The sequence below is a fragment of the Alteromonas sp. WD8-37 genome (genome assembly GCF_055326825.1).
The window spans coordinates 283,838-309,521 of record NZ_JBUZOV010000002.1 but is presented as its reverse complement, the minus strand read 5'-3'; the positions used below and the strand labels follow the sequence as shown (position 1 = coordinate 309,521).

23 protein-coding genes are annotated in these 25,684 nt (G+C 54.5%); 13 read left to right on the top strand and 10 right to left on the bottom strand.

Annotation, left to right across the window (positions count from 1 at the left end):
- Positions 1 to 291: 291 nt before the first annotated feature.
- The 4 genes from ACTUJZ_RS06815 (at position 292) to ACTUJZ_RS06800 (ending at position 6,909) form a co-directional block, all read left to right on the top strand.
- On the top strand, positions 292 to 2,229 hold the full coding sequence (locus ACTUJZ_RS06815) for a methyl-accepting chemotaxis protein (protein WP_463635544.1): 1,938 nt from the start codon (positions 292 to 294) through the stop codon (positions 2,227 to 2,229).
- 72 nt (positions 2,230 to 2,301) lie between these two features.
- On the top strand, positions 2,302 to 2,940 hold the full coding sequence (locus ACTUJZ_RS06810) for a hypothetical protein (RefSeq protein WP_463635543.1): 639 nt from the start codon (positions 2,302 to 2,304) through the stop codon (positions 2,938 to 2,940).
- Positions 2,941 to 3,085: 145 nt separating this feature from the next.
- Positions 3,086 to 5,317 carry a catalase/peroxidase HPI gene (gene katG, locus ACTUJZ_RS06805; RefSeq protein ID WP_463635542.1) on the top strand — a complete coding sequence of 744 codons (2,232 nt, stop codon included), beginning with the start codon at positions 3,086 to 3,088 and terminating at the stop codon, positions 5,315 to 5,317.
- Positions 5,318 to 5,802: 485 nt separating this feature from the next.
- Complete coding sequence (locus ACTUJZ_RS06800) at positions 5,803 to 6,909, top strand: App1 family protein (RefSeq protein ID WP_463635541.1); 1,107 nt, start codon at positions 5,803 to 5,805, stop codon at positions 6,907 to 6,909.
- A gap of 57 nt (positions 6,910 to 6,966) precedes the next feature.
- Here ACTUJZ_RS06800 and ACTUJZ_RS06795 read toward each other — a convergent pair whose 3' ends face one another.
- Positions 6,967 to 7,794 (bottom strand): MipA/OmpV family protein, encoded by an 828-nt coding sequence (locus tag ACTUJZ_RS06795; protein WP_463635540.1) that lies wholly within the window; start codon positions 7,792 to 7,794, stop codon positions 6,967 to 6,969.
- Positions 7,795 to 8,070: 276 nt separating this feature from the next.
- Here ACTUJZ_RS06795 and ACTUJZ_RS06790 point away from each other — a divergent pair, with 276 nt between their 5' ends.
- A complete protein-coding gene (locus ACTUJZ_RS06790; protein WP_463635539.1) occupies positions 8,071 to 8,673 on the top strand; it encodes a YigZ family protein in 603 nt (200 codons plus the stop codon).
- Here the strand turns inward: ACTUJZ_RS06790 and ACTUJZ_RS06785 are convergent.
- The gene (locus ACTUJZ_RS06785) at positions 8,670 to 9,098 is read right to left on the bottom strand and encodes an organic hydroperoxide resistance protein (RefSeq protein ID WP_463635538.1); all 429 of its coding nucleotides are present in this window, start codon (positions 9,096 to 9,098) and stop codon (positions 8,670 to 8,672) included. The two genes, ACTUJZ_RS06790 and ACTUJZ_RS06785, sit on opposite strands and share 4 nt — an antisense overlap.
- Before the next feature lie 104 nt (positions 9,099 to 9,202).
- Between ACTUJZ_RS06785 and ACTUJZ_RS06780 the strand changes: the two genes are divergently transcribed.
- The 5 genes from ACTUJZ_RS06780 (at position 9,203) to ACTUJZ_RS06760 (ending at position 14,639) form a co-directional block, all read left to right on the top strand.
- Entirely contained in the window at positions 9,203 to 9,676 is a 474-nt protein-coding gene (locus tag ACTUJZ_RS06780; protein ID WP_463635537.1) for a MarR family winged helix-turn-helix transcriptional regulator, read from the top strand.
- Positions 9,677 to 9,816: 140 nt separating this feature from the next.
- Entirely contained in the window at positions 9,817 to 10,452 is a 636-nt protein-coding gene (trhA, locus tag ACTUJZ_RS06775; RefSeq protein WP_463635536.1) for a PAQR family membrane homeostasis protein TrhA, read from the top strand.
- 15 nt (positions 10,453 to 10,467) lie between these two features.
- Positions 10,468 to 10,977, top strand: a complete 510-nt coding sequence (locus tag ACTUJZ_RS06770) for a protein-tyrosine phosphatase family protein (RefSeq protein ID WP_463635535.1) — start codon at positions 10,468 to 10,470, stop codon at positions 10,975 to 10,977.
- An 87-nt stretch (positions 10,978 to 11,064) separates the two neighbouring features.
- The gene (locus ACTUJZ_RS06765; RefSeq protein ID WP_463635534.1) at positions 11,065 to 13,095 is read left to right on the top strand and encodes a right-handed parallel beta-helix repeat-containing protein; all 2,031 of its coding nucleotides are present in this window, start codon (positions 11,065 to 11,067) and stop codon (positions 13,093 to 13,095) included.
- Positions 13,096 to 13,157: 62 nt separating this feature from the next.
- Positions 13,158 to 14,639 (top strand): lipopolysaccharide biosynthesis protein, encoded by a 1,482-nt coding sequence (locus ACTUJZ_RS06760; protein ID WP_463635533.1) that lies wholly within the window; start codon positions 13,158 to 13,160, stop codon positions 14,637 to 14,639.
- 3 nt (positions 14,640 to 14,642) lie between these two features.
- Here the strand turns inward: ACTUJZ_RS06760 and ACTUJZ_RS06755 are convergent, their stop codons facing one another.
- Genes ACTUJZ_RS06755 through ACTUJZ_RS06745 form a run of 3 tightly spaced genes read right to left on the bottom strand, consistent with a single transcriptional unit; the run spans position 14,643 to position 17,160 of the window.
- Positions 14,643 to 15,446: a polysaccharide pyruvyl transferase family protein gene (locus ACTUJZ_RS06755; protein WP_463635532.1), complete on the bottom strand. Its 804-nt coding sequence runs from the start codon at positions 15,444 to 15,446 to the stop codon at positions 14,643 to 14,645.
- A gap of 43 nt (positions 15,447 to 15,489) precedes the next feature.
- Complete coding sequence (locus ACTUJZ_RS06750; protein WP_463635531.1) at positions 15,490 to 16,281, bottom strand: Stf0 family sulfotransferase; 792 nt, start codon at positions 16,279 to 16,281, stop codon at positions 15,490 to 15,492.
- Between the two features lie 12 nt (positions 16,282 to 16,293).
- Positions 16,294 to 17,160: a glycosyltransferase family 2 protein gene (locus tag ACTUJZ_RS06745; RefSeq protein ID WP_463635530.1), complete on the bottom strand. Its 867-nt coding sequence runs from the start codon at positions 17,158 to 17,160 to the stop codon at positions 16,294 to 16,296.
- 89 nt (positions 17,161 to 17,249) lie between these two features.
- Between ACTUJZ_RS06745 and ACTUJZ_RS06740 the strand changes: the two genes are divergently transcribed.
- Positions 17,250 to 18,029: a sulfotransferase family 2 domain-containing protein gene (locus tag ACTUJZ_RS06740; protein ID WP_463635529.1), complete on the top strand. Its 780-nt coding sequence runs from the start codon at positions 17,250 to 17,252 to the stop codon at positions 18,027 to 18,029.
- Here ACTUJZ_RS06740 and ACTUJZ_RS06735 read toward each other — a convergent pair.
- The 4 genes from ACTUJZ_RS06735 to ACTUJZ_RS06720 are packed head-to-tail and all read right to left on the bottom strand — an operon-like array spanning position 18,026 to position 22,668.
- The gene (locus ACTUJZ_RS06735; RefSeq protein ID WP_463635528.1) at positions 18,026 to 19,030 is read right to left on the bottom strand and encodes a hypothetical protein; all 1,005 of its coding nucleotides are present in this window, start codon (positions 19,028 to 19,030) and stop codon (positions 18,026 to 18,028) included. The genes ACTUJZ_RS06740 and ACTUJZ_RS06735 overlap by 4 nt on opposite strands.
- A gap of 1 nt (position 19,031) precedes the next feature.
- Complete coding sequence (locus ACTUJZ_RS06730; protein WP_463635527.1) at positions 19,032 to 20,153, bottom strand: glycosyltransferase family 4 protein; 1,122 nt, start codon at positions 20,151 to 20,153, stop codon at positions 19,032 to 19,034.
- Between the two features lie 39 nt (positions 20,154 to 20,192).
- Positions 20,193 to 21,515 (bottom strand): O-antigen ligase family protein, encoded by a 1,323-nt coding sequence (locus ACTUJZ_RS06725; RefSeq protein WP_463635526.1) that lies wholly within the window; start codon positions 21,513 to 21,515, stop codon positions 20,193 to 20,195.
- On the bottom strand, positions 21,499 to 22,668 hold the full coding sequence (locus ACTUJZ_RS06720; protein ID WP_463635525.1) for a glycosyltransferase: 1,170 nt from the start codon (positions 22,666 to 22,668) through the stop codon (positions 21,499 to 21,501). Before ACTUJZ_RS06720 ends, ACTUJZ_RS06725 begins: the two co-directional genes overlap by 17 nt.
- A gap of 454 nt (positions 22,669 to 23,122) precedes the next feature.
- Here ACTUJZ_RS06720 and ACTUJZ_RS06715 point away from each other — a divergent pair, with 454 nt between their 5' ends.
- A complete protein-coding gene (locus ACTUJZ_RS06715; protein WP_463635524.1) occupies positions 23,123 to 24,574 on the top strand; it encodes a hypothetical protein in 1,452 nt (483 codons plus the stop codon).
- Complete coding sequence (locus tag ACTUJZ_RS06710; protein WP_463635523.1) at positions 24,567 to 24,953, top strand: 3-phosphoshikimate 1-carboxyvinyltransferase; 387 nt, start codon at positions 24,567 to 24,569, stop codon at positions 24,951 to 24,953. Before ACTUJZ_RS06715 ends, ACTUJZ_RS06710 begins: the two co-directional genes overlap by 8 nt.
- Here the strand turns inward: ACTUJZ_RS06710 and ACTUJZ_RS06705 are convergent.
- The gene (locus ACTUJZ_RS06705; protein ID WP_463635522.1) at positions 24,950 to 25,678 is read right to left on the bottom strand and encodes a tyrosine-protein phosphatase; all 729 of its coding nucleotides are present in this window, start codon (positions 25,676 to 25,678) and stop codon (positions 24,950 to 24,952) included. The two genes, ACTUJZ_RS06710 and ACTUJZ_RS06705, sit on opposite strands and share 4 nt — an antisense overlap.
- Positions 25,679 to 25,684: the final 6 nt, after the last annotated feature.

Sequence of the window (25,684 nt, the reverse complement as noted above, 5' to 3'; positions counted from 1 at the left end):
ATTTTTTCGGGCCGAGCCACTGTGATAATTTCAACCACCACAGTGGCTTAGCGCCTCCTCCTGCATCCCCCCTGCCTGAGCACATCAAAAACTGCTGTTTTTTTCTTAAATTTTTTTCACGTATGCCGATATGCATTTCTGTGCAAGTAAGTAACCATTCGCCTTGCACCATGCGAGCAAAGCGGTTTTATCAGTCTCCTATACTGTAGTAACACCATTTTTCGCCCTTTTTCATAGCCATGGGTCACTCCCCCTGTAGTGCCCCAGACAGTAGTCGTTTGAGGAGCGTCTGTGCGTTTTTTAAGTCAAAAAAACCAATCCATTCGGTATATCTTAACCTGGTCCATTAGTGCCATTATTTTTGTGTTTGGCCTGGGCTTATCCGTGTATTTATATCAGTCTGTCAGTGCGCAAACCGCGCAAAAAGCCGCGGCGGAACGTCAGGATATTAAAGACGAATTGCTCGGCATTCTGGCGGTGACCCACACCCTGATGAGCGAGCAGGTGGATGCTGCGTTAAATGTGCTGGTCAGCCAGTCTGGCGCCTTGGGCCAGCCCCGGTTAGAGCCTGCTGCCAATGGGACCCCCCAGCTGTATTTTGGCGACACCCTGATCAATGGCAACACCCGTTTGGTCGACAATGTGACTCGCCTGGTGGGCGGCACTGCCACCCTATTTGTGCGCCAGGGTAGCGACTTTGTACGTGTGGCCACCAATGTAAAACGCGATGATGGCAGCCGTGCTACCGGCACCACCCTGGACAAAAACGGCCTGGCCATTGCTGCTATACGCAACCAGCAGACCTTTCGCGGCCAGGTGGATATTCTGGGCAAGCCCTATCTGACGGCATACCAGCCCATTACCAATCGCGCCGGCGAAGTCATTGGGATCTGGTATGTAGGCTACAGCGCCGATTTGAGTGTGCTTACCCACGCCATCCAAAGTGCTCGGGTGCTTAGCGACGGCATCGTCGTGCTGCGCGATGATCGCGACCGGGTCCGCGTGCACAGCAGCAACATCAGCGATCCTCAGCTTGAGCAAACCAATCTGGCAACCAGCCCGGCCTGGAACATTCAACGCTATACCTTTGATGCCTGGCGCTACAGCCTGGATATTGCCTATTCTACCGATGAAGTCAGCGCCATTGTCACCAGCCGCCTGACCTTTTTGTTGACCACCCTGGCCATCGCCGGGGCCATTTTAGTGTGCGTGCTGGTGTGGTTAATCAACCGCCTGGTATCAGCTCCATTACATGCACTAAGCAGTCGAATTGATGATCTCACTGGGGCTGAGGGCGATCTCACCCAGCGCTTTGCCACTGACAGCACGCAGGAAATCAATGAAATCTGCGGCAGCTTTAATGGCTTGCTAGACAAGCTGCAGCACACCATCCGCCAGGTTAAATCCGCCACCGATAATATTGCTGTGAGCTGTTTGCAGCTAACCCAGACCTCACAAAAATCGCAGATAGCCGCGGCTAACCAGGCTGAAGAAACTGAGCAGGTGGCTACTGCCATCACCGAGCTGAATGCCACCGCGCAATCTGTGGCGCAAAGTGCTGCCGGGGCCGAGTTATTGTCCGTGGAAATTGCCGATGTAGCGAGTAAGACTCGTAATATGGTGGCGAAAACCGCAGAACTGGCACAAAAACAGCGCACAGCGCTATCCGAAACCAGCGACCGCTCAAATAACCTGACCGAGCTGTCGAATAATATCGGCAGTGTGTTGTCAGTGATTGAAGAAATTGCCGACCAGACTAACCTGCTGGCGTTGAATGCGGCCATCGAAGCCGCCCGCGCCGGGGAGCACGGCCGCGGCTTTGCGGTGGTCTCCGATGAAGTGCGTCAACTGGCGGTACGCACCCAAACCTCCATTAAGGAAATTCAGGACAATATCTATAAGGTGCAGGGTGCAGTGAAATCAGTGAATGGCCTGGTACTGGAATGCTCGGATCTGTCCAAGGAAGTGGAAACTCAATGCAGCCAGACCGCCATCGAAATTGGCGGCCTGAATGAAAAAATTGACCAGATCCGCGCAACCAACGTGGAAATGGCCAGCGTGGCCGAAGAGCAAAGCCAGGTGACTGAGAAGCTCAGCGAGAATGTGGAAACCATTCGCCTGTCGGCCCGCGACAACGCCAGCTATGTCAAAGAAACCGATGATTCAGCGCGTAATGCATCCGGTCTGGCCACCTCTATCGAGCAGTTACTGCAAAGCTATAGGGTTTAAATACATTAGGCTGCTGGTGAACCCTATTTGAATTAAGGTAAGCTAGCGGCTTTTTGTATATGGCTTTTATCGATGATTAATAAGAAAAATTGGCTAATTGCAATCGTGGGGAGCGGGCTACCGTTTGTTTCGATGGCCACCGATGTTCTGCCTCTTCAACAAGCCTGGGCGGTCACCAATTATCAGGTTAATGACAGTGAGAGCCAGCTGGCTCAGTTTGAGCAGCAAATCAGCCAGGCGCAGGCCCTGGTGGATGCGACCCCCAAAGATGCCGCCGCCCGTGCCTGGTTGGGAGTGCTTCAGGCCAGCGCTGCGCGCGCTAAGGGCGGCCTGGGTGCGCTGGATTATGCCAAACAGGCGCGCCAGAATTTTGAGCGGGCTATGGCCGTCGACCCATCGGTTTTAGGCGGCACCGCGGTATCCAGCCTGGCCACCTTGTATGCCAAAGTGCCCGGCTGGCCGGTGAGCTTTGGTGATGACGATAAAGCGCGGGAACTGTATCAACAAGCACTTGCCATCAACCCCACTGGTATCGATCAGCATTATTTTTATGCCGCATTTTTGGCCGACCAGGGCGAATATGCCGCGGCCCGTGAGCATCTGAATAAAGCCCGCGCTGCCCCCGCCCGGCTCGCGCGTCCGCTGGCCGATGAAGGCCGCCGTCAGGCCATTGAAGCACTGGCCAGCGAACTTCCTGCCGCCGGTCAGTAGGCGTTTGGGTAGCCATCGTATTTTTGCGAGCGGCTACCCCATAATTTCCCGATTAAGCTAATCTATTTTCCTAGTTTTCCTTTTTGTCCATTTTGAACAATGCTTTATAGGCAAATTAAACATCATGGCTTAGAGGAAAATAACCATGTTTAAACACGCTCTTTCGGTCGCCACGGCCGTGTCCCTGGCACTGAGCCCACTGGCATTGGCGGCAGAACCTGCCCAGTCAGCACCCGCTCAGCAATCTCCCCGCAGCAATAATTTTTGGTGGCCTGAACAACTGGATTTATCGGCTCTACGCGCTCATGGCGCCGAGTCGAACCCATATGGGGCCGAGTTTGATTACGCACAAGCCTTTGAGCAACTTGATTTAGCGGCGGTAAAAGCTGATATCAAAGAGGTGCTGACCGACTCACAAGCCTGGTGGCCAGCCGACTACGGCCATTACGGGCCGTTTTTTATCCGTATGGCCTGGCACGCTGCCGGTACCTACCGGGTGCATGATGGCCGCGGCGGCGCCGGCGGTGGTCAGCAGCGCTTTGATCCACTTAATAGCTGGCCAGACAATGCCAACCTTGATAAGGCCCGTCGCTTGTTGTGGCCGGTGAAACAAAAATATGGCCGCAACATTTCCTGGGCCGACCTGATGGCGCTCACCGGTAATGTGGCGTTGGAAGACATGGGCTTTAAGCCATTTGGCTTTGCCGGCGGCCGGGTAGATGACTGGGAGCCAGACTTGGTGTACTGGGGCCCGGAAAGCGAGTTTTTAACTGACGAGCGCCGTGATGAAAAGGGCAAACTGAAAGGGCCGTTGGGTGCCGTGGAAATGGGCTTGATCTATGTCAATCCGGTAGGCCCGCATGGCAAGCCCGATCCCATTGCAGCGGCTCAGGATATTCGTATGTCGTTCGGCCGCATGGCCATGGACGATGAAGAGATTGTGGCATTGATTGCCGGCGGCCACACCTTTGGTAAAGCCCACGGCGCTAAAAAAGCCGAGTGTCTGGACAAAGAACCGGCGGCTGCAGGCACCGAAGAACAAGGATTTGGCTGGTCCAACAAATGCGGTAAAGGCAATGCCGAAGATACCATGACCAGTGGCCTGGAAGGCGCCTGGACAGTCACGCCGACTCAATGGACCACCAACTATCTGGATAACCTGTTTGCATTTAACTGGGTGCAAACCAAGAGCCCGGCCGGTGCCATTCAGTGGATTCCCGAATCCGATTCGGCCAAAAATATGGTGCCGGACGCACACGACAAATCCAAACGTCATGCGCCCATCATGTTCACCACCGATTTGGCGTTAAAAGAAGATCCGGCTTTTCGTGAAATTGCTCTGCGCTTTAAAAACAACCCGGAGGAGTTTGAAAAAGCGTTTGCTAAGGCCTGGTTTAAACTGAATCACCGCGATTTGGGCCCGCGCGCCCGTTATTTGGGTGATGAGGTGCCAGAAGAAGTGCTCAAATGGCAGGATCCTATCCCGGCGGTGGATTATGACATCATTGACGACAGCCATATCGCCCAGCTTAAACAGGCCATTAATGACACCGATTTAACCGTGGCCGAGCGGGTGCGTACAGCCTGGGCCGCCGCGGCCAGCTATCGCAACACCGATATGCGTGGCGGGGCCAATGGCGGGCGCTTACGTCTTGCGCCCCAAGCCAACTGGCCGGTGAATAACCCCGACGAGCTGGACCGGGTCTTAGATACCCTGAGCCAGATCCAACAGGACTTTAACCAGTCGGCTGGCCAGGTGCAGGTGTCTCTGGCAGATGTGATTGTACTAAGTGGGGTTACCGCCATCGAGCAGGCTGCTGCCGATGCCGGCTATGATGTGAGTGTACCGTTTAAGCCCGGCCGGGCTGATGCCAGTGCCGAGATGACCGACGAAGACTCGTTCAGCTACTTAGAGCCCCATGCTGACGGCTTTAGAAATTATTATTCTGACCAGGCCTGGATGCCACCCGCGCCGATGCTGGTAGAACGGGCCAACCTGTTGGGGTTGACGGTTCCTGAAATGACGGTGTTATTAGGCGGTATGCGCGCGCTGGATGCCAACCATGACGGCATTCAGCATGGCGTGCTGACCACCTCGCCCGGCCAGCTTAACAATGCGTTTTTTGTCAACTTGCTGGACATGTCTACCCGCTGGGAAAAATCGGACGATGAAGCCGGTGTGTATGTCGGTAAGGATCGCGAGTCGGGCGAAACCCGCTGGACCGCTACTCCGGTGGACCTGCTGTTTGGCTCTAACTCTGAGCTGCGTGCAGTGGCCGAAGCCTATGCCGCCGAAGATGCCGGTCGGTTATTTGTGGATGACTTTATCGCCGCCTGGCACAAGGTAATGATTAACGACCGCTTTGACCTGAAATAACCTTTCAGCCGCCCGGCAGGTGCCGGGCATACCATTATAAAAACGCCGGGATTTCCCGGCGTTTTTTTGTGCGTTTACAGTTTGTCGAATCAGTGTGCCTGTGATTTCAACGGCACGAGTCACCAGCGGTTCCTGCCGTGGTTGTCAAAAGAGCCAGTGGAGGAAGTCGCAGACAGCAACATAAACACGAATGCGTGCAATGCGATGAATACTGCCACGATCACGCCGACTCGCTCTTGCGGCCCTGCGATAAATGTTCGGCGCGATGCGGCTGATATCCCGGATAGCAGCTAGTAGAGCGCTAATGAGGACGAGAGTGTTTCGGAATGTGTATGCACCCTGGTTGCAACATAATACTCAAGGGCGACCCCGTCTGATAACAAGTCCATATTGTGAGTTAAAGCATATATGTTCTAAGTAATCTTTTTTAGTGGGGATAGCCTGGACACGTAAGCTACTGCCCCTCGTATATTGTCAGGACCACTATGCACAAAACAGTACGCCGCTGGGTTTATCGTTTAGAAAGACGGGTGGACAGACTCAAACACAGGTTTAAACGGTGGTATGGCTACTCACCGGTCATTGTTCAGCCATACATGACCTACGGAACCACAGAGGAACTTTGGGTGGCCGGGCGCTTGCTGGAAGCCAAAGGGGTAGAAGGAAAACTCGAGGATAGTAGATGGAAAAATCTGGTGCACATGATGCGGCGCTATCGAAGCGATGAAATCCCCTTTACCCCAATTACGGTAGCCATGGGTAATGATGTGCGCACGGTAACTACAGATGCTGATGGTTATTTTCATTATCAATGGAAACAGCCCACGGCCAAACATGTGCAGCAACCCTGGACGACGCTCACTCTTAAGCCCGCTGACCCCGAACTTCCTAAAGCAGAGCCGCAAAGTACGGCTGAGGTATCAGTGCCGGCTGACAGCGCGGAATTTGCTGTGGTCAGCGATGTTGACGATACCATCATGCGCACTGGCGCAACGAACTTTTTGCGCCACACAAAAACCGTCCTTCTCAATAACGCCCACAGCCGTGAGTTGTTCCCGGGTACATCAGAGCTTTACAACGCATTGCACCACGGGGCTTCGGGTATTGCGTGCAATCCGTTTTTTTATGTCTCCAGCAGCCCTTGGAATATTTATGACCTCATTGCTGAATTTATAGCGATTCACGAACTGCCCAAAGGCCCCGTGCTGCTCAAGGATTTTGGCTTGCGCGAAGACCGCTGGTTTAAGAGCGGCCATGCAAGCTATAAAACCGACCGTATTGAAGCCATTTTAAATACTTACCCGCAGCTAGATCTGGTGTTGATAGGCGATTCCGGGCAACACGATATTTATGCCTACTTAGAGATGGCCAAAGTCCATTCAAACAGAATCTTAGCGGTGTATATTCGTGATCTAAAACCCGCCTCACGTTCGCCCAAATTAATGAAAGCGAGTGAAAAATTTGCTGACTACGATGTGCCATTTAAGTTTATTCAGGATGCTGCAGAAGCGGCACACCATGCACTGGCGCTTAATCTGGTGACAAAAAAATCGGTGCAAGAGATCAATGACAAGATAGCTGAGGCTTGCTGATGAGAATAACGCAGACTCTATAGACACTGCCGAAAGTCAGATGAAAAACCGGTATTGTCAGAAGATATAGATAACGCCGAAACCTACTTCGGTTTCATAGTTACTTCGGGCGATTGGACTTGCTCGAACATCACTACTGTAGTATTCAAAAAGCGCCTCACCATACAGTTGCCAACGCTGATTAATGTAAAACCTAAAATTATAATCAACCCCTACCGAACGTAATCCACCACTAAGAGACGTAATGGGCAAACCCGATGCATCCGCTTGTATCGCATCAATGCCAAAGTCATTGTTTGCATATTCGCTATCATGCAACACAGCCACCACATTCACTTCATGGCCAGTCCCATCAATGTGTTCTCCAAAGCGCCGACCCACGCCGAACAACGCAAGATTTCCGTCACTTCCTGAAACCATGCGCCCAACCAGCCAATAGCGCCAGTCTGATGTGAATGCGCGGCGCGCTTGCAGCACAAGCTCAAAGCTTTCGTCCCGATCGCCTAGCCCATCCAAATGCCCTTCATCAGAATCGGCTTCCTCCCGGCCTTCGTCAAAGGCTAGCGCGCCTTCCAGTAGCCAGAGATCACCAAATCTTCCTCGCCACCCCAGCGCTTCTCCGGCAAAATAAAAAATATGCTCACCGCTTCTCCATTGCAGCGCCCCGGCAGGTTGAGGCTCAAAGCCAAACTCGTCTGAGCCCTCGTAGGCAGTTTCATATTCGATGCCAAGACCAAGCCCCAAGGCCCAACCATTGTTGCCTTGTGTGATATCATCAAGTGAAGGTAAGGGTGCCAAAGCCACGGTATTGGTTTGCGCAACAGTGGTATTGCACGCACCGGTGCACAGGGCCAGGCTTAATAGAAGAGTCGATATCTTTTTCATCAGCATATCTCTATTGGTAGCCAGGGCATAATAAGCCCTGAACTGTCTATTTAGTTAATATTCGACTCTCTAAGCAATAGTTCATTTTATTCATTGATGGTTCACCTCACCCAAGTGATAGTTTGAACCTGAGCTGGGGATAAGATAGCGACTGTCTCACAAGTATTATTCCGAGAAACTTTTCAGCTGATAACAGTGCGTCGCCGCAACCGTGGTAGAAGCCAGGAACCAACCGGCAGATGCCGACTAAGCGTAAATCCGTTATACTGGCAGGCTATGCCATATCAAATTCCCGACAGTTCCTGCCAGACCACCTTTGAGGTGAAAAAAAGCCAGTTTATCGGCCTCGCTGCCTATGCGCCGGACCGCGACAGCGCCATGGCATTTTTGGCGCACCTGCGCCAGCAATATCCGGATGCACGCCATCATTGCTGGGCTTATTTGTTAGGCAACCCCGAGCAGCCTACCAGTGTGGCTATGGGCGATGATGGTGAACCCAGCGGGACTGCCGGCAAGCCCATTCTAAATGTGCTGCAGCATAATCCGGTAGGCGATGTGATGTTGGTGGTGGTGCGCTATTTTGGCGGTATCAAATTAGGTGCCGGCGGTCTGGTACGGGCTTATTCGGCCAGTGCCCAGCAAACCCTGGATGCAGTTCCGCGTAAACAGCTGGTGCGACAGACAGCGCTGGCTGTCACCACTGACTTTAAACATGAGCAGTTTATCCGCCACTTTGTGCAGCAGCACGAGGGGCAGGTAGATGAAGTGCATTACCACCAGGAAGTGGTCATGCACATCCGCTTGCCCGACGCCGCCGTGGCAGAATTGCAGGCGGTGTCAGGCAATGTGGGGTTTACGGTAGCGAAACCGCCGGTTTAAACCACGACCAGTTCCACTTCGATATTGTCACGGGTCGCGTTGGAGTATGGGCACACCTGATGTGCCTTGGCCACCAGCTCTTCAGCTTTGTCTCTGGGCATATCACCCAAGTCGATGTGCAGTTTCACCGCAATGGCAAAGCCTTGTTCAATCGGGCCAATGGACACTTCACCGGTAATGGCCACATCATCGCTCAGTTTGACATTTTCATTGCCTGCCACGTGCTTAAGGGCACCAATAAAGCAGGCTGAATAACCCGCCGCAAACAATTGTTCAGGGTTGGTCCCCTGGCCGTCATCGCCGCCCAGCGCTTTAGGCACTGACAGTTTAGTTTTTAGCCGGCCATCGCTGGATTCGGCAGTACCGTCGCGTCCGCCTGTTGCGGTGGCTTTGCCTGTGTATATTACGCTGTCTAATTTATGCATGATGAGCTCCTTTAAGGTGGATTTAGTTTGCACGCAAATTAAATTACCTCAAGCCCCATTGCAGTGCAAGGTGTGTGTATGCAAAATAGCCACCGAGGTGATGTATGAACGAATTACTATTGTTAAAAAATCAGCTGTGCCATCGGTTCTATACCGTATCCAATGCATTTAGCCGGGCGTACCGGCCGTTATTAAACCAGCTGAATCTGACCTACCCGCAGTACGTGGTACTGATGAGTCTTTGGGAAAACGAAGGAATTGCCATTTCGGATCTGGTGGAGCATACCCGTATCGACAGCGGTGCTATGAGCCTGATCTTAAAAAAACTGGAGGCTAAAGGGTATCTTACCCTGGCATATACCCAGTATGATCGCCGGGTACGCATCGTGTCGCTGACTAGTTATGGCCGAAAAATCAAAGCCGAAGCCGCTGCTATTCCGGCGCAGATGCGTTGCCATCTAAGCAATATCAGCGATGACGAAGCCCGCCAGTTGATTCAGCTGCTTGATAAAGTCAGTCACGCGCTGGACACGCCGCTGGAAACCACCAGTCTGGCCGAACCCACGGAGCCGGGCTAGCCCACCCGCGGCGAAGCAAGAACTGATAATCAGCGGTGATGGTCATCGCAGAACGCGGTTTGCTCGTATATACTGGCATTGAGTGTACAATTGTGCGCTGAAATATTTCAGCCGGATAAACTGACCAGACGAGAGTGCCGATGACCGCAGTGACCCCTCCCGCCTATTCGCGAAGCGAAGAATGGATCAACACCATCAGCCACGGCCTTGGCTGTATTGCCGCCATCGTAGGGCTGGTGTTACTGGTGCTGCGTGCCCAAAATCCGCTAGCCACCACCGCCGCAGCAGTATATGGCGCTACCTTGATCTTAATGTTTTTAAGCTCCACCCTGTACCACGCCATCAGCCACCATCCAGCCAAAAGCTGGCTGAAACTGTTTGATCATAGTGCGATATACCTGTTAATCGCCGGTACGTATACGCCGCTGCTACTGGTTTCGGTAGGCGGCTGGCTGGGCATCACCATGACAGCATTGGTATGGGTGCTGGCTCTGGGCGGGGTCGCTTTTAAATTGATCGCTCAGCACCGCTTTCCGCGTATTTCAGTGGCCACCTATCTGCTATTGGGCTGGATTGCGCTGGGCGTGATTTATCCGTTATACCAGGCATTGCCGGGCGCCGGATTATGGCTGATTGTGGCCGGTGGTTTGTGTTTTAGCCTGGGGGTTATCTTCTATGTGGCAAAAACGGTAAAATACACCCATGCCATCTGGCATCTCTTTGTATTAGGCGGCTGTGGCTGCCATTATTTTTCGATTTATTTGTATGTTGTCTGAAGTTGCCGGAGTGTTATGACCTCAACCGCCAGTGAAGCTACCGACCTGCCACCATTACGTTGGTTTCAAACCCCCGCTGGCCGGATCAGCCTGGGCCCCCGCCCGGATGATAAGCAGCTCCCCTTGCTGCAAGCTGACCATGTTTCCCATGTCGTTACAGTACAGACCCGCGAAGAAGATGCTCACGCCATTGAGCAGGCGACTCGCGCGCACGGCATGCAGTGGGTATGGCTGCCCTTTGAGCGCACTAGACAAAGCAGTGAAACCGAAGTCAGCATGCTGCAGCAATATGTTGCTGAGTTACGTCAGTTGCTTACAGAAGGAGCCAGCCTGTATCTGCATTGCGATACGTCGCGCTACCGCTGCCGGCTGTTGTTTTATGCTCTGTGTCATCATTTAAAAATGCCTTCGGCCAACGCCTATAGCGCGTTACACAGTTTTTCCGCCAGCGGCGCCAATCGCATCGCCCGGCCCGACCTTGCCTGGGCGGCGGATTTGGGCTGTTCGGTCAAATACCAGTTTTAGGCCGGCTGGCAACAATCAAAATCTGTACTGCGCACGTATATTGCTTGGCATAGCCGCACTCACAGCTATTTGCCAGGGAGCTTTTTCATGCGCCAGTTTATTTTGCTTTCGACGCTGCTCATTATAGTGGCGGTATGCCGCCAGCCGCTTGCGGCCCCACTCAATCCGGCTCAGCCCGGCGCGCTTATTCTTGCCCAGTTGCGCGGGCAAAACACCTTTACCCTAGATGCGGTAAAACAGGAAATCGTGTCGTTAAAAAACGACAAATCCTATTCCCGTCTCTTTGCCAAGTTGCGCCCCGAGGATCTTGATGCCAGCCCAGCGTTGTTAAACGCGCTGGCTGATAAGCGTAATCTGACCGCGGCGTTGACCCAACTGATACAGGCCCAGCCGGACCAGGCCAAAGCGTTAATCCGGGCGGCGTTTGTACTGTTCCCGCTGGACCGCTATGAAACCTATCGGGCACTACTAAGCCAGGACATAGTCGCCAAGGGTAAATTAAGACAGTGGGCCTCATCGGTAGGCATGCTCACCACGCCGCTATACCCGGCCGAGCAATTTGATGCCAAGGGTGTGCTGGTAGCGCCACTGATTGAATCGTTAAGCATTACCCTGGCCGGCCAGCCGGCTGACACCCGCGCCAAGGTGGCCTATCGACCAGTCGATGCCACCGGGGCAACAGGCGACTGGCAGGCAGCTAAAGCCTTAAGCTATGAGCCGGTGACCGGCTATCTTACCGGGCCTGTTGTGTATCTTGAGCCTGCCACACGGTATGCACTGAAAATCACCCTGACCCATGCTGATGGTACCCGACAGGAGCTGACCACCGATGCCACCACCCGGCCCGACAGCCCGCCGGTGGATCCGGACAAGGTATACCATCTGGCCGATATCTATGATGGCGGGACACTGGATCTGAGTAAGCTGAACATCAATGGCAATGCCGATGGCTGGGCTAAAATCATCGGCGATCCAAACCTGCCTATTGTGGCCGGCGAAGGAAAAAAACATGCTATTAATATTGGCGATGCCAGCTATGTCTTGTTTGAAAATATCACTGTACGCGGCGGCCGCACTCACAGTGTATATGCCGAAAAAGCCCACCATATCTGGATCGACGGCTGTGATATTGCCCAGTGGGGGCGCGAGCCAAATATCATTAAAGACGGTATTGCCTATGAGCTGGAGGATGCCCAGCCGATTAACTATGACTCTGCGCTGTATTTTCGCCGCAGCGGTGTGATCACGGTAGAAAACTGCCAGGTGCATGATCCTACGCCGTATGCCAATGACTGGCGCGCCGGCCATCCTAAAGGACCCAATGCGTTTTTTGCCCATGCTAATCACCCAAATCCTGCTTACAAAGGCCAGGTGATCCTGCGCAATAACACCTTCACCGGGCACCCGGAACACCGATTTAATGATGTGATTGAAGGGCGCAAAAATGGTGAGCCGCTGGGCGGCTTTGTGCGCGACTCGGCCATTTACAACAACACCCTGCGCTATGCCCAGGATGATGGCATTGAGATTGATGGCGGCCAGTACAATGTGCTGGTGTACAATAACGATATTGCCCATAGCTATACCGGCATCAGTGCCATTCCCAGCCGCATTGGGCCGGCATTTATTTTTAATAACCGGGTCCAGGCACTGGGGGATAGTACCGGCAAACAATGGGCCGCCGTCAAACTGGGTGGCCTGCTGGCCGGCCCGGCCGGCACCACCCATGTGTATCACAATTTGCTGACCGTGGGCCGTAATGGCATTGCTGCTTCACGCTTTCAGCAGGACAGCACCCTGCTTACAAACGCGCAAAATAACATCATTGTCACTGCCAATGATGCCAATATGGTAGGTTACGGGGTGTACGATCCGCAGCGCTACAGCGGCAGCCAGTTTATCAACAACTTCATGCTGAACCTGTCCAGTCAGGCGCCCAAAATCAAAGCGACCATTCAGGTTCCTTATGCGTATTCACCGGATAAGCTAAGCCGCGCCCGTGACTTTTATGAGGCCGAGCGCCAGGCGCAGCTGCCAGCACGGCCTGGGTATATGATCAACAACTTTTCGCAGACCAGTGCCGATGGCGAATATTTTCTTAACGGTGTGCTACATTAAGGCAGGCTTTATGCTTGCCTTTGGTACTTTTTCATTATCCTAATCAACCAGTGCGGTAATTCATGTCCCTAAAAGCAAAATCCATCGCCGGCGCTTTTTTTAATCTGTCGGCCAATGGCTTCGCCCAAATCGTTAACTTTGTGGTGTACGCCATCATGGCGCGCATTCTGGGCGTGGAGGAATTCGGCCTGGTGGCCATCTGCCTCATGGTGGTGGAATTTTGTAATTTGTTTGTCACGGTGGGCATTAGTCAGAACCTGATCCAGCGCAAACAGTGGGATAACGAATTTGCCAGCCTGTCATTTTGGGTGCTGATGGGCGTGTCGGCCGCTATCGCGGTGCTGATTTTTGTGGTGGCCGTGCCGGTGGCCTATTACACCTATTCCGAGCTGGCTGCCCAGCTGATTGCCGCGCTGGCCATTGTGCCGGTGGCCAATGGTTTTCGCCTGGTGCACAAAGCCAAGCTGGAACGAGACTTTGAAAACAAAAAGCTGGCGGTTTATGACGTTGCCGGTGTGTTGGTAGGCGGCGTAGTTTCGGTGGTGACCGCCCTACAAGGGTTTGGTGCCTGGGCGATTATTTTTGGTAAGGTGGTGCAAGCAGTAGTGTCCACCGTGCTGACCTGTGTAAAATCCGATTTTTCGCCGCAAAAAGTGACCAGCAAAGAACATCTGCCGGAGATCATCACCTTTGCCAAACCCTTGATCGGCATGTCGTTTGTTAACTTTTTTTCGCAAAAAGCGTCCAACATCATCATTGCCGCCTTTCTGGGCGCAGCCACCTTTGGTTACGCCTCGGTGGCCCGTCAGGGCTTTTCGGTAATTAATAACCTCACCTTTCAACCGCTTAACCGTATCGCGCTGGCCGGTCTTTCCCGGGTACAGGGCGACCGTCTGAACGCCACCTTTGGCCGCATGGTCGGCATGACCGCACTGTTTGTGTCGCCGGTGTATTTTGGCGTGGGCGCTATCGCTCACCCCTTTGTGGAGCTGGTGTTCGGCGATAAATGGACCACCAGCGCCTATCTGCTGACTATCCTGGCTATCATGGCGCCCACTCAGGTGATGGCCTATTACCTGCCTAATTTGCTGATTTCACGAGGGCTGCCCCACCAGGCATTCACCCTGAACATGATCAATCTGGTAGTCAATATGGCGTTACCGCTAATGGCGGTGCCGTGGGGCTTGTACGGTGTGATCATCGCGCTGGTGGTGGCCAACTACATCACCCTGTTCTTGAAATTCGCGCTGGTGAAAAAACACTTGGGGGTGGGTATCAAATCGGCACTGGCCAATACCTGGATGTTCTCGCTGGCGGCCATCATCATGTACGGCGTGGTGCTGTATCTGGAGCGCTATGCGGTGTACGGGCTGGATAATATTTTTGTGGAGCTGGCGGCACTGGTGGGCACCGGGGCGGCGATTTATGCCGGTATCTTATTGCTGTTTTTCCGCAGCAAAACTCTGCGGGTAATGGCCGAGCTTAAACGGCCGCGCAAAGCAGCCGGGACTGCCCCGGCTGCCGATTTTGACAGCCAGTCTTAAGGCTTATACCCCCCACAAATCAAACGGGAACGCCTGATAGAGCTTACGCGAAATGGGGGTAAAATCAGGCAAGGATGGAATTGAGCACGACAAGCCTTCGGCTACACTGGTAACTTTGGGGATATCACTGCGACCGGTACCCTGATAATAATCTTCGTATTTGAACATCGACTCGCCACTGTTGGAGTCAAAAAATACCGCCGGGATCCCATAGGCCTCGGCGATGATCACGCCGTGTAACGAACTGGAGATCACCCGCTTGCTGTTCACAATTGACTCGATAAAGGCGCCGGGGTATTGCATCGGGGTGATCAGGGCATCTTCATAGCCGTGGTAATGACTCATATCGTCATTCATGTGATTGATAACAATATAGTCGCGCGGCACCCCTGTTTGCATCAGACTGCGCGGATAAAAATACGGCAGCAACAAAGCCGGGTCGCCGTAAATGGCCGGAACATCCAGCCCCCTGCCCTGCAGATATTGACGGGTCAGCGGACCGCGCACCGCGCGTACGTCCAGCTGGCCAAAGCGATTGACCTTATCATCCATCTTTTTGTTCAGGCCGGTACCCCAGATGGTGTCCCCGGTGTTGGCAAAATGCAGCACCGAGCCGACACTGACCAGCTTTTGGCTGTGATCCTGCTTATCAATAATGCGCCGGCCTTTCATGGCCAGCATCCGCTCAACCAGATCGTAGGCCACATAATCGCCAATATTGGGGCGCGGATCTTTTTTCGACTGCCACCAAAAAATCAGCGACTTTTCTTTGGCAGTAACTTGTTTCTGGGCCCAGTTATAAAACATCGAATTTCCTTTAAAACATGCTGTCAGGCACACGCGGTGCCGGTTAGGATAAAAAGCGTTTTTTCAGCCGCCGCCATACACTTTCACGGTTGTATCGCAGCAACTCTTGATGTGGCGCAAACTCCTCAATAAATCGTGTTTGCCAGCGCACACTGTCGGCATCGGCCTGGCGCTGGGTCACCGGTTGTTGCGGTATGGCATCAGCGGGCACCACCACCTGCATAAAGTCGGCGATTCGGGCCACTGTGTCGGCGGTATGGTTTTTGACCTGACCAAATTCTAAATCCAAAACCCGCGCGCCGGTGGCGGCCAGAGTGTATTTCCACGAACTGTTTTCAAACACAATACGGCGCATGCCGTCATCGATTTGCTGCCCGTTATACTTAAGCTCGCCGTGCGCTTGTTGTTTTGCAATCCACGCGCCGGTTTGTTTTGCGCGGCTCAGTGACACAGCCTGCGCCAGCAAATCGTGGCGGGTCAGCAGCACAAAGTGTGGGTCAGGAAACAGTCCTGCCAGGCGGGCAAACCCGCCCAGCTCGGCCAGATGGCAATAATGCAGCTTGATACCAAATACCCCATTGGACGAGGTACGTCGGCGCATTAATTCGCGCAGCACAGCATCGGTGTCAGGCAGCTGAAGTTGCTGTTTCCAGCGCTGAAGATTTTGCCGGTTGGCATATTCCAGTGGAAAGCCAAAGGCACCGGTCTGATGCAGAATATGCCCCAGCATATGGCTGCCCGAGCGCACGGTGGACGCAATAATCAGGGTTTTGTCGGTGTGCTGGGAACGGCCAAAATCATGGGCTTCATCAAACTGATTTTCATAATATTCCACCGCCAGGTCTCCTTATGCCGCCACCCGCTGGCGTAGCTTTTTTATCATGACCTGCACAATATGGCTCAGGGTCACCCGCCAACCGGCTACCCGAATGGATTGCATCACCCATTGCGGCTTATGTTGTTTGAGCGGCAGATACACTAACAGCTGAGCTGCTACCCGCTTACGGTAATTTTCCTCGCCCAAAAAATCCCGATGTTTATCGGCCGAACGCAACCTGACGATGGCTTGTTCGGGCGTCATTTTGGCCACCTTGGCGCCGATCCCATCCATATTCATAAAGCGGTATTCAAAAATCGGTTTGGGAATATTCATCAACTTATAGCTCTGCTGATGCAGTCGCACGTACATATCCCAGTCCTGGCCATTGGGCAGGGTTTCGTCAAAGCGCTCCTCTCTGGCCAGGGCCCGGCGCAAGCTAAACCCGCTCATACCACAATACTGATTGCCGGTACGCAGCACTTCAGCCTGCACCCGAGAGCCGGGCTGAACGTACACTTCGTCAGGCTTGCCCAATACCCGATAGCCGCTCACCACGGCATCGGCGCCCTGCTCGTAGGCCAGGCGATGCTCGCGCAAATACTCGGGCAACCAGATATCGTCATCATCCAAAAAGGCGATGACATCGCCGCGCGCAGCATCCACGCCGATGTTGCGGGCTTTGTTGGCGCCGGCCGACTCGGTCAGCGGAATATAGGAAAAATTGTCATACTGATAAAACGGCTCAATAATCTGATCATATGGCAAGGAAGATGCATCATTGACCACCAACACTTCCAGTGGTGGTTCTATTTGAGCATACACGCCTTCCAGCGCCTCTTTGAGTTCATTGGGGCGGTTGTACGTGGTGATCACAACGCTGACAGTTAAGCTCATAGATTCCCTGTGAAAATGATAAAAAGACGTTATTGCCTGAAGGAAGTCTGTTTAGATTTCCTATACATGAAGACCCAGGAGCAAGAATCATGCAAGAAATCTTGAAACAGCAGACAGAAAAGTTTTTGGCCCGTTACCCCAAAATCTTTTTTTGCCATGTTCCCAAATGTGCCGGCGTGTCGCTGTCCAAAGCCATCTATTCGGCGGTGTATCCGAGCATGTTCAAGGCCACCCGCTTTACCGGCCACATCGATCTGACCAGTAGCCGCATTAGCAGTGACCTGCTGGACATGCCGATGATGACCGCCCGCGAATGCCAGTTAGTCAGCCAGTTAAGCTCACCGCATATGCTGTACACCAATGGTCATTGCATCGCCCGCCCGGCGGTGGTCAATCAGTTTGCCAGCCAGTGGTACTTTCTTACGATCCTACGAGACCCGGTGGACCGTTTTATTTCAGAATTTGTGTACAACAAATACAAGGCGTCGCAATGGCAAAAGCACGATGAAGACATAGAACAATATGTGGACTCGGACAAAGGGACCAGCGCGGGGCTGACCTATGCCCGCTATTTTAGCGGTGTGGCCGATGCCCAACAGATCCTGACCGAGCCGCAGGCTGCCATTGACGCCGCTGTAGCCAATCTTCGACGCTTTGCCGTGGTGGGTACTTTAGATGATATGCCCGGCTGGAGCACGCGGTTCAATCAACGCTTTGGCACCAAGCTGCACATCGCCAACCAAAACACTTCGCCGAACCAGGGAGCCTCAGCGCAAATCACCGGCGACAGCGCCATGATGGCCGCCATCGCTAAGCGCTGTGAGGTTGACCAGGCAATTTACGACCAGGTGAAAAACCTGGCCAGCTAGCTCGACCGGCCGGGGCTGCCCAGCACCGCCTGCCAGGCTTGCCTGACCGCCTGCTCGCCGTTGTGGACTAGCGCTTGTTCCAGCACCAGCCCCGGGCTGGTGTAGGAGAGCCTCGGTAAGCGCGAGGCTAATTGTTCTGCCGCCACCACCTGCACACTGGCAAACTCGGCCGCCTTGGCGCGGCCAAAGGCCGATTCAAAACACACCACATTGGCGCCAAAACTCAACGCCATATAAAACGAGCCGGATGACACCATGGCACCGTCCTCATGAGGGATCAGCACATAACGGCTGCGCGACACCGCCTGTTCCAGGTCGTCTTGCTCAATAAACGCATTTTGCCAGGTGACCTTAAGCTGGCGGCCATCGATGATTTTTTCCAGCAACGCAGTATGCGCCCTGTCGCTGCATTTTCCCAGAATCCGAAGGGGCACCGAGGGCGGCCACACCCGCAGCATTTTATCCAGCCGCTTGTAGGGCTTGATGGCGCCAAAGTACAAAAAGTCGGTATCCCGCGGCCCATGGGCCAGCGCCGGGTGCCGGTCTAGCAACGCTTCATCCGCCAGGTACAGTGGATGTTTTACCACCTGTGAGGAAAACTCTCCGGTAGGCTCTAAGCTCACCACCTGATGGCTGACCCACTGTAACAAGGTGGTGGTCAGGCGAAACAACAGCGGTTTGTGACTGACATTGTGCGGTTTATAATTGTGTCGCAACCACACAATGTTGCGGCTAAACAGCCGCATACTGAGGATACTCAATAAAAAGCCGCAGACAAACAGCGCCCGCTTAACCCCAGTGAGTCCCTGCCGGTAAGGCTGATCTTCATACCAGTTAAGCACCACCGTATTGTGCTGGCGCTCACGCAGGCTGGGCCAGCGAAACAACTGCTTGAACGGGCGCACGCTAAAACCCAGCTGGTCATACACAGATTTGCAGCGCGCAATAAAATCATTATTGTGTTCAATCGGATACAGATACAAATTAGCACGACGGGTCATCTTAGCGGGCCGCCCCCGTGGTCGTGCCAGGTTGCAGGCGGGTCAGAGTCTGATAGGTGTCGGCGGCAATGCTGTCCCAGTTAAAGGTTTCTAAAAAACGGGCCTGGTCGATGCTTAGCTGTAATGACTCCAGATGCGATAATTTGTCGGCCAGCGCCTGGGGATCGCCGACCTTAAAATAACAGTCGGCCGGCAGGCCGATATCAGCATTGGGCGTGATGTCACTTAACAGCACATCGGTGCCGGCAGCGATGGCTTCCAGTGCGACGATCGGCAATCCCTCATGATAAGACGGCAGGCAAAATACTCGCGCGTACTTGTACAGCGCATGCAGCGCATCGCCACTGCGGCGGCCGGCAAACACAATATTGTCGGAGGCTTGGCGCAGTAACTCGCGGGAATAGTCATCTTCATGGTCGGCGCTGCCCACCACCACCAGTTTCAGCGGCGACGCTGACTGCTGATAGCCTTTGACCAAATCATGAAAGCCTTTTTCCGGTACCAGTCGGCCCACGGTTAAAATGTACTGGCCAGGGGTTATGTCCAGATCGGCAGGTAACTTTGATGCCGGCAAGTCTGCATCCACGTCAGTCAGCGCGCCATTAGGGATGTAAGTCAGCTTGTGGGCCTGCTCGGGAAAGGTCTGTTGCAGACGCTCGGTTAATGTTTTGCCCACGATCAGCACCTGGTGGGCATAACGGACCGCCAGCTTTTCGCCCAGTTTGAGTAACTTCTTCCCAAAGTGGTTCCACTTATGTCGGTCATAATCGGCGCCATGGTGAGTCACCACCACGGTCATGCCTAACAACCGGGCTAACGGGGCAAACAACGCCGGGCCGATGGCATGCAAATGCAGCACATCCGGTTTGACCACAAAGCGCGCATACAAGATAGCCAGAAAGGTATGCAGAATGGTTTCAAAAAACTTGTGTTTCAACGTCCATACCCGGCGTAACTGCACGCCCCGGTATTCGTTTACATCCGCCGGCACATACGGCGAGCGGCAAATCACGGTAACATGCATGCCGTGTTTTACCATGCGCGGGTACAATTGCTGGCAATGGGATTCAATGCCGCCCATTACATCTGGCATACCGCGTAAGCCAACCGCACACAATTTCATGGTGTCTCTCCTAAGCGCCCGGTATGACCGGGGGCACAACTACAAACGAATAAAGCGCCGCAAGAATGCCGGCGCGTGACTTTCCTGATCGCCCAGCCAGCGCACCGGCGCAATGGTGTGGCCAATCAGGATGGCGTACAGGATCAACCCTTCGATATTCCACAAGGGCATGGTGGCAAAACACATGATTAAAAAACCGAGCATGGAGCCGGCCAGCATCAGCGCATAACGGCGATTTTTAATCCGCAGGGCCTGGCGCAAAAAGCCGCCGATGGCGAGCAAGAAACAAGTCAGTCCAAGCACGCCATATTCAAACAAATACGACACATAGGTGTTGTGGGCATACTTGGGAAAGCGGCCACTCCACGATTCGGGCCCCCAGCCCACCAGCTGGTTCACCCAGCTGCCCTGCCAGAAGGTGTGTATGTACTGCGCCCAGATGTAGACCCGGGCCGAAAAGATGTCTTTTTCCGCCTCGGAGTAATACATCGGCGCTTTGATCAGCTCATCAATACTGCCGATAAACACGAACACATCGGCAAAACGCTCTTGCATGGAATAGGAAAGCAACAAAAAGGCCAGGCCGGCACCAAACAGTGCGGCAATAAAAAAGACCGGCTTGTAGCGCGGCGCGACCTTAGCCTCCAGTGCGGTATAGGCAAAGATACCGGCCAGCGGCAAAATCGCCAGCACTGAGGTGCGGTAGTTGGCCACCACCAGCAAGCCACAACCAAGTAAAAACAAGCCACTACGAAAACGTAGCGTACCCGGCGACATCAGGCCCACCACCAGGGTAAAACTGGCAATGATCATAGAAAACGCGGCTTCGTGATTGTAGCCGCCGATATAGCTGGTGGAGCCATCGGCCTCGGTAGCCTTGGCTTCGCCTAATAAAATCGACATCAGCTGCAGGCTGACCGGCAAGAAGAATGCAACCAGTAACTTTCGCAGGGTTTCATCTTTGCCCACCTTGCGCACCGCCATAAAGATGGCCCCGGCCACCGCCAGAAAAAAGCACCATTTCACCATTACGTTAATAAGGCCAATGACACTGGCATTGAGCAGGCCACTGATAATGATGCAGGCAAAAAACACATACAGGAGCATCAGCGAGCGCAGGGCCAGCATGCTGCGGGGCAGCAATAACAAGCCCACCCCGGCGATACCGATGGACGACAACGCATTAATGGAAAAGCCGGCCACCAGCGGTTCGTAAGTGATGTCGTGAAAAGCCGACAAAAAATAACGCAGCCATAGGGCAATGACTGCAAATGCCAGGTACTTATTACAGCGCCGCGACACCGCCCGATATACCAGCAGCGCGCTGAGCAGGCCAAAAACCAGTTTAACCAGAATGAACATAAGCAGAGTCCGGTTGACTGGCGGGCAAGGCAAGACAGGCACTGATGCGCTGCTCAAAAATAGCGTAGCTAAAATCCTCGGCGCGTTTTGCACTGCGCTTAGCATAATCGGCCACCCGGGCCGGATCGCATAAGGCATTCATGGCCACACAAACAGCGTCGGCATCATTGACCGGGCACAGAATGCCATGCTCAACCGGTTCACACTGGCTGACAGGATACGGATACTGGCCGGATAAAATTTCGGCCGGACCAGACTCGCAGTTGGTGGCAATCACCGCTTTTTGCAGACACATGGCCTCGACAATGGCATTGGGAAAGCCTTCGGCGTTGGAGGTAGAGACAAAAAATTCGGCCTGTTTCAGATACGGATAAGGATTGGCCTTAAACCCCAGTAAATGCACCCGGTCGGCCACGCCCAATTGGGCCGCCAGCGCCTGCAAGGCGGCTTGCTCATCGCCCTGCCCCAGGATAACCAAATCGCAGGTCAGTCGGCTTTGGGCAAATGCCCGGATCATCAGGCTAAAATTTTTGTTTTTTACCAGCCTACCAGTGCCGATGATGTAGGGCCGGGCCGGCAGGTCGTTAATCTCGGCGCTGGCTAGCTCACTGATATGGTCAATATCATACGGGTTATACACGATGTCGCATTGCTGATCGGCCACCCCAAAGTGGGCCACCAGATCCGCTTTGACTCCAGCGGATACTGCCATAACGTTGTCGGCCCGTGGGTAAGTGGCACGCACCAGCAACTTGCTGATGCTATCTTTAACGCCGCCGGCAAAATGGCTGCAGGTATTGACCCGTTCACTGATCACACATCGGTAGCCCAGGGTTCGGGCCAGTACTACATTGAGCATATTGGCGCGGGTTAAAAAACTGAGCACCTGGTCCGGGGCTATTTCGGCCAGTGCCTGTTTGAGCTGGCGATAGCCTTTGACCAGCGAGCCCTGGGTGGTCAAGGTTCGCTTATGCACATACTCCGGGCAGCGGTGAGCTTCGGGCAGGTTGTCCAGCAACACCAGCCATACTGTGAGTTGCCGGGCCTCAAAGACCGGCTGCATGATTTCGAGTAATTTACACATCACCCGTTCGGCGCCGCCACCTTCCAGCGAGTTGATCACAAATGCAAGGCAACGCGGTTGCTGCGACATGAAAATTTCCTTGTAACTTCAATGCCTGAAGGCGAAAAGATTGGCCCCGGCAGACTGCTAACTGGCCCACTGGCATTCAGCATCTGTGCCAACTCATCAGGCCAATGGGAAGCCCGCGGCAAATCGACCGGGGCAATGCACCCTGAGAGCCTCCCGCGACTTTTTGGGTCGCCATTGTTGCCTGGCGGCAACACTCTGGCAAAAATGTAATCTTATTACGCGACGAAACGGCCAGCGGTTTGCTTACCCATCGGCTAAACAGCTGCCCACGGCCGCGCTCTGGTGGGATTTTGCTCAAAACATGGCAATCCTATCCGCCTCAATAAGTCATAGTTACACCACGCGCTTACAATGTGGCTGACAATTTGCTTTTTGTTTGGATTTGAACCTGCCGGGCATACCGGCTAACCGTGTAACAGGAAACCGTAACCACTTAATCAGTGGCTCGACCCGTATGTCTGGATTGTTTTCTCGCTGGCGCCCCGTGGCCCGGCTTTCAATATTTAGCACCCAGTCTGCCCCAGCCGGTCAGAACGCCGGCCATGCTGCCTATTTGCTTGGCGCACTGGCGGTATTGCTGTGGCTGCCGTTGCCATTAGGCGCGGTCACTGCCTGGGGCTGGCCGGTCCTGGCCAGCGCACTGGTAATCGGCTGCGCCGCCTATGTCTGGCAATACCCGGCCCATGCCCGCCAGGTGGCAGGCGCGCAGCGCTGGCTACTGGGCGTGTGGACGCTGCTCATTCTCTGGCACGGGCTGTTTTTACTGCCCCTGCCCTTCGACTGGGTGGCTGTGCTACGCCCATATCAAACTTTTTTTACCAGCGCCGAAAGCGACCCCTGGCTGAGCCTGTCGTACCAGAAGGCGGATACCTGGTTATCGTTGTCGCGCACTCTTAGTTACGCCTGTTTATTCCTGCTCACCCTATGGACCTGCCGCACCCCGGCCCGGGTTGTCTGGGTGCTGGCCGCGGTGCTAATTGCCGGGCTGGGTCAGGCGCTGTACGCCGCCCTGCAATTGTTCAGCGGGTCGGCACAGTCACTGGTGCTGGATTTGCCACTGGCTCCCGGGGCCAGTGGCACGTTTCTTACCAGCCCGGCATTCGCGCATCTGCTGGTGCTGGCCCTTGGTGCTGCACTGGGGCTGTTGCTTAGCCAGATCCGCCCGCGCCGCCAGCGCAATGCCCGTCAGCGACTGCGCCGCGTAGTGTTACTGTTTTTTTCCTACCGGGCGTTGCTACGCCTGGCTGCGCTGCTATTACTGGCCGCGCTGGTACTCACCGCCCAGCCAGTGCTGAGCTGGGTAACCGCGCTGGCAGTGGGCGGCGCGATGTTGCTGGTGGTGGCGATGATCCGGCCGCGTCCGCGCCAGCTCCGTCGGCTGGTATATGGCACCGTCCTGGCCTGCGCACTGGCTGTGCTAGCCAGTGAATACCTGGCCAGCCAGGCGCGGGTCTTGCCGGATCCACCCGGCCCGACGTTAGAAGAACGGCAATGGCCGTCGCTGGCGCCGCAACCCGGTGAGCATCCCTGGTTGGGAGCCGGTCCGGCGGCCTGGACAGTCTATGCCCAGCACGCACCACGCATACCGCTGCCCGGCCAGCTGCCGGTGGCTACCGAGCAGGGCCTGACTCTGCTTATGGCAGAATGGGGCCTGGCCAGCCTGGCCTGGCTGGCGTTGCTGGTAGCAGGAGTCTTAGTGGCCGGGCTGGCACTGGCCTGGCGCCGGCATCCGCTGTGGCGCGGCGGCGCGCTGGCAGCGTTGGTCGGCGGGCTGGCCAGCGTATTGATGATGCCGTTTTTTCCGTTGTGGCAAACCCCGGCCAGTGTGGCCAGCCTGACTGTCCTGCTGGCCCTGGCGCTGGTATGCTTGCAGTGTCGATCATCTGCGCGGAAAGAATGTGCCTGAGTCTTCTTTTTCAGCGGCGCGGGCCAATCAGCACCCGGCCGCGCTGCAACATGTCCTAAATGAGATGCCACCTGCGGTGGCAGCCAGCTTTAGCAAGCAACAGCTGCACCATTTGCAGCAGGCCCTGGCCCACAGCTCGGCCCGCCAGCGCCGCCACCGGCTCGACTGGCGTCCCAGCCTGCGTATCGGAAAACGGCATTTTTATCTTGTAGTATTAGCCGGCCGCAGCCTGCGCAGTACCCCGCGCGCCTACCGCCAGGCCGGGCGGTTGGCGCTGGCCCTGCTCACCTGTGCACTGGCCATCGGCCTGGGGCTGGTGGGCTGGTTAGGGGTGTACTGGCTCAAATCAGCGTTAGGGATTGATATGGTGGCCGGTTAGCCGGCCACCGGGGAAGCGATGATTTCGCCGGGGGTAGTGACAAACAACTGCTGCGCCCGGGCTTCACTGTGCTCGCGCGCTACCACTTCAAATGCCTCACCCATTTCATTGGGTCGGCGTTTGGTATCGTGGGTGTCTGAGGCCACCAGATCAATCTGGTTATGTTCCAGCATCGATAATGCCAGCTCTTGCACATGTTCACCAAAGCGTCCGGTGAACGCACCGGCGGTTACCTGCAGCAAACAACCCTGATTGCGCAGCCATTGAATTTTTTGCGGTTGTTTCCAGATGTCGCGATTTCGCTCCGGATGCGGGATCAATGGCCGTACTCCGGCATTGAGTAACCAGCGAAACAACTGGTCGAGCCCGGCCGGCATATTGCTGTGAGGCATTTCCAGCAGCAGTACCCGCTTGCCGTCTTTCATGCCCAGATAGGGCAGCTTGTCCTGTTTGAACCACACCGGCACCATTTCATTGACCCGCACTTCCCCGGCCCAGGATAGAGTCAGGTCAATGCCCGCCTGGTCGATGGCTGCTACCAGCGCGGTATAGCCGGCCTGAATGGTGTCTTTGGTGTTGTCAAAGGTCCCCCAATGCATATGCGGGGTGCACACCAAGTGGGTGACGCCGGCATCCACGGTTTGTTGTGCCATGGCCAGTGCCATCTCCATATCCCGGGCACCGTCATCAATGCCGGGGATAATATGGCTGTGTACATCAATCATAGGGCC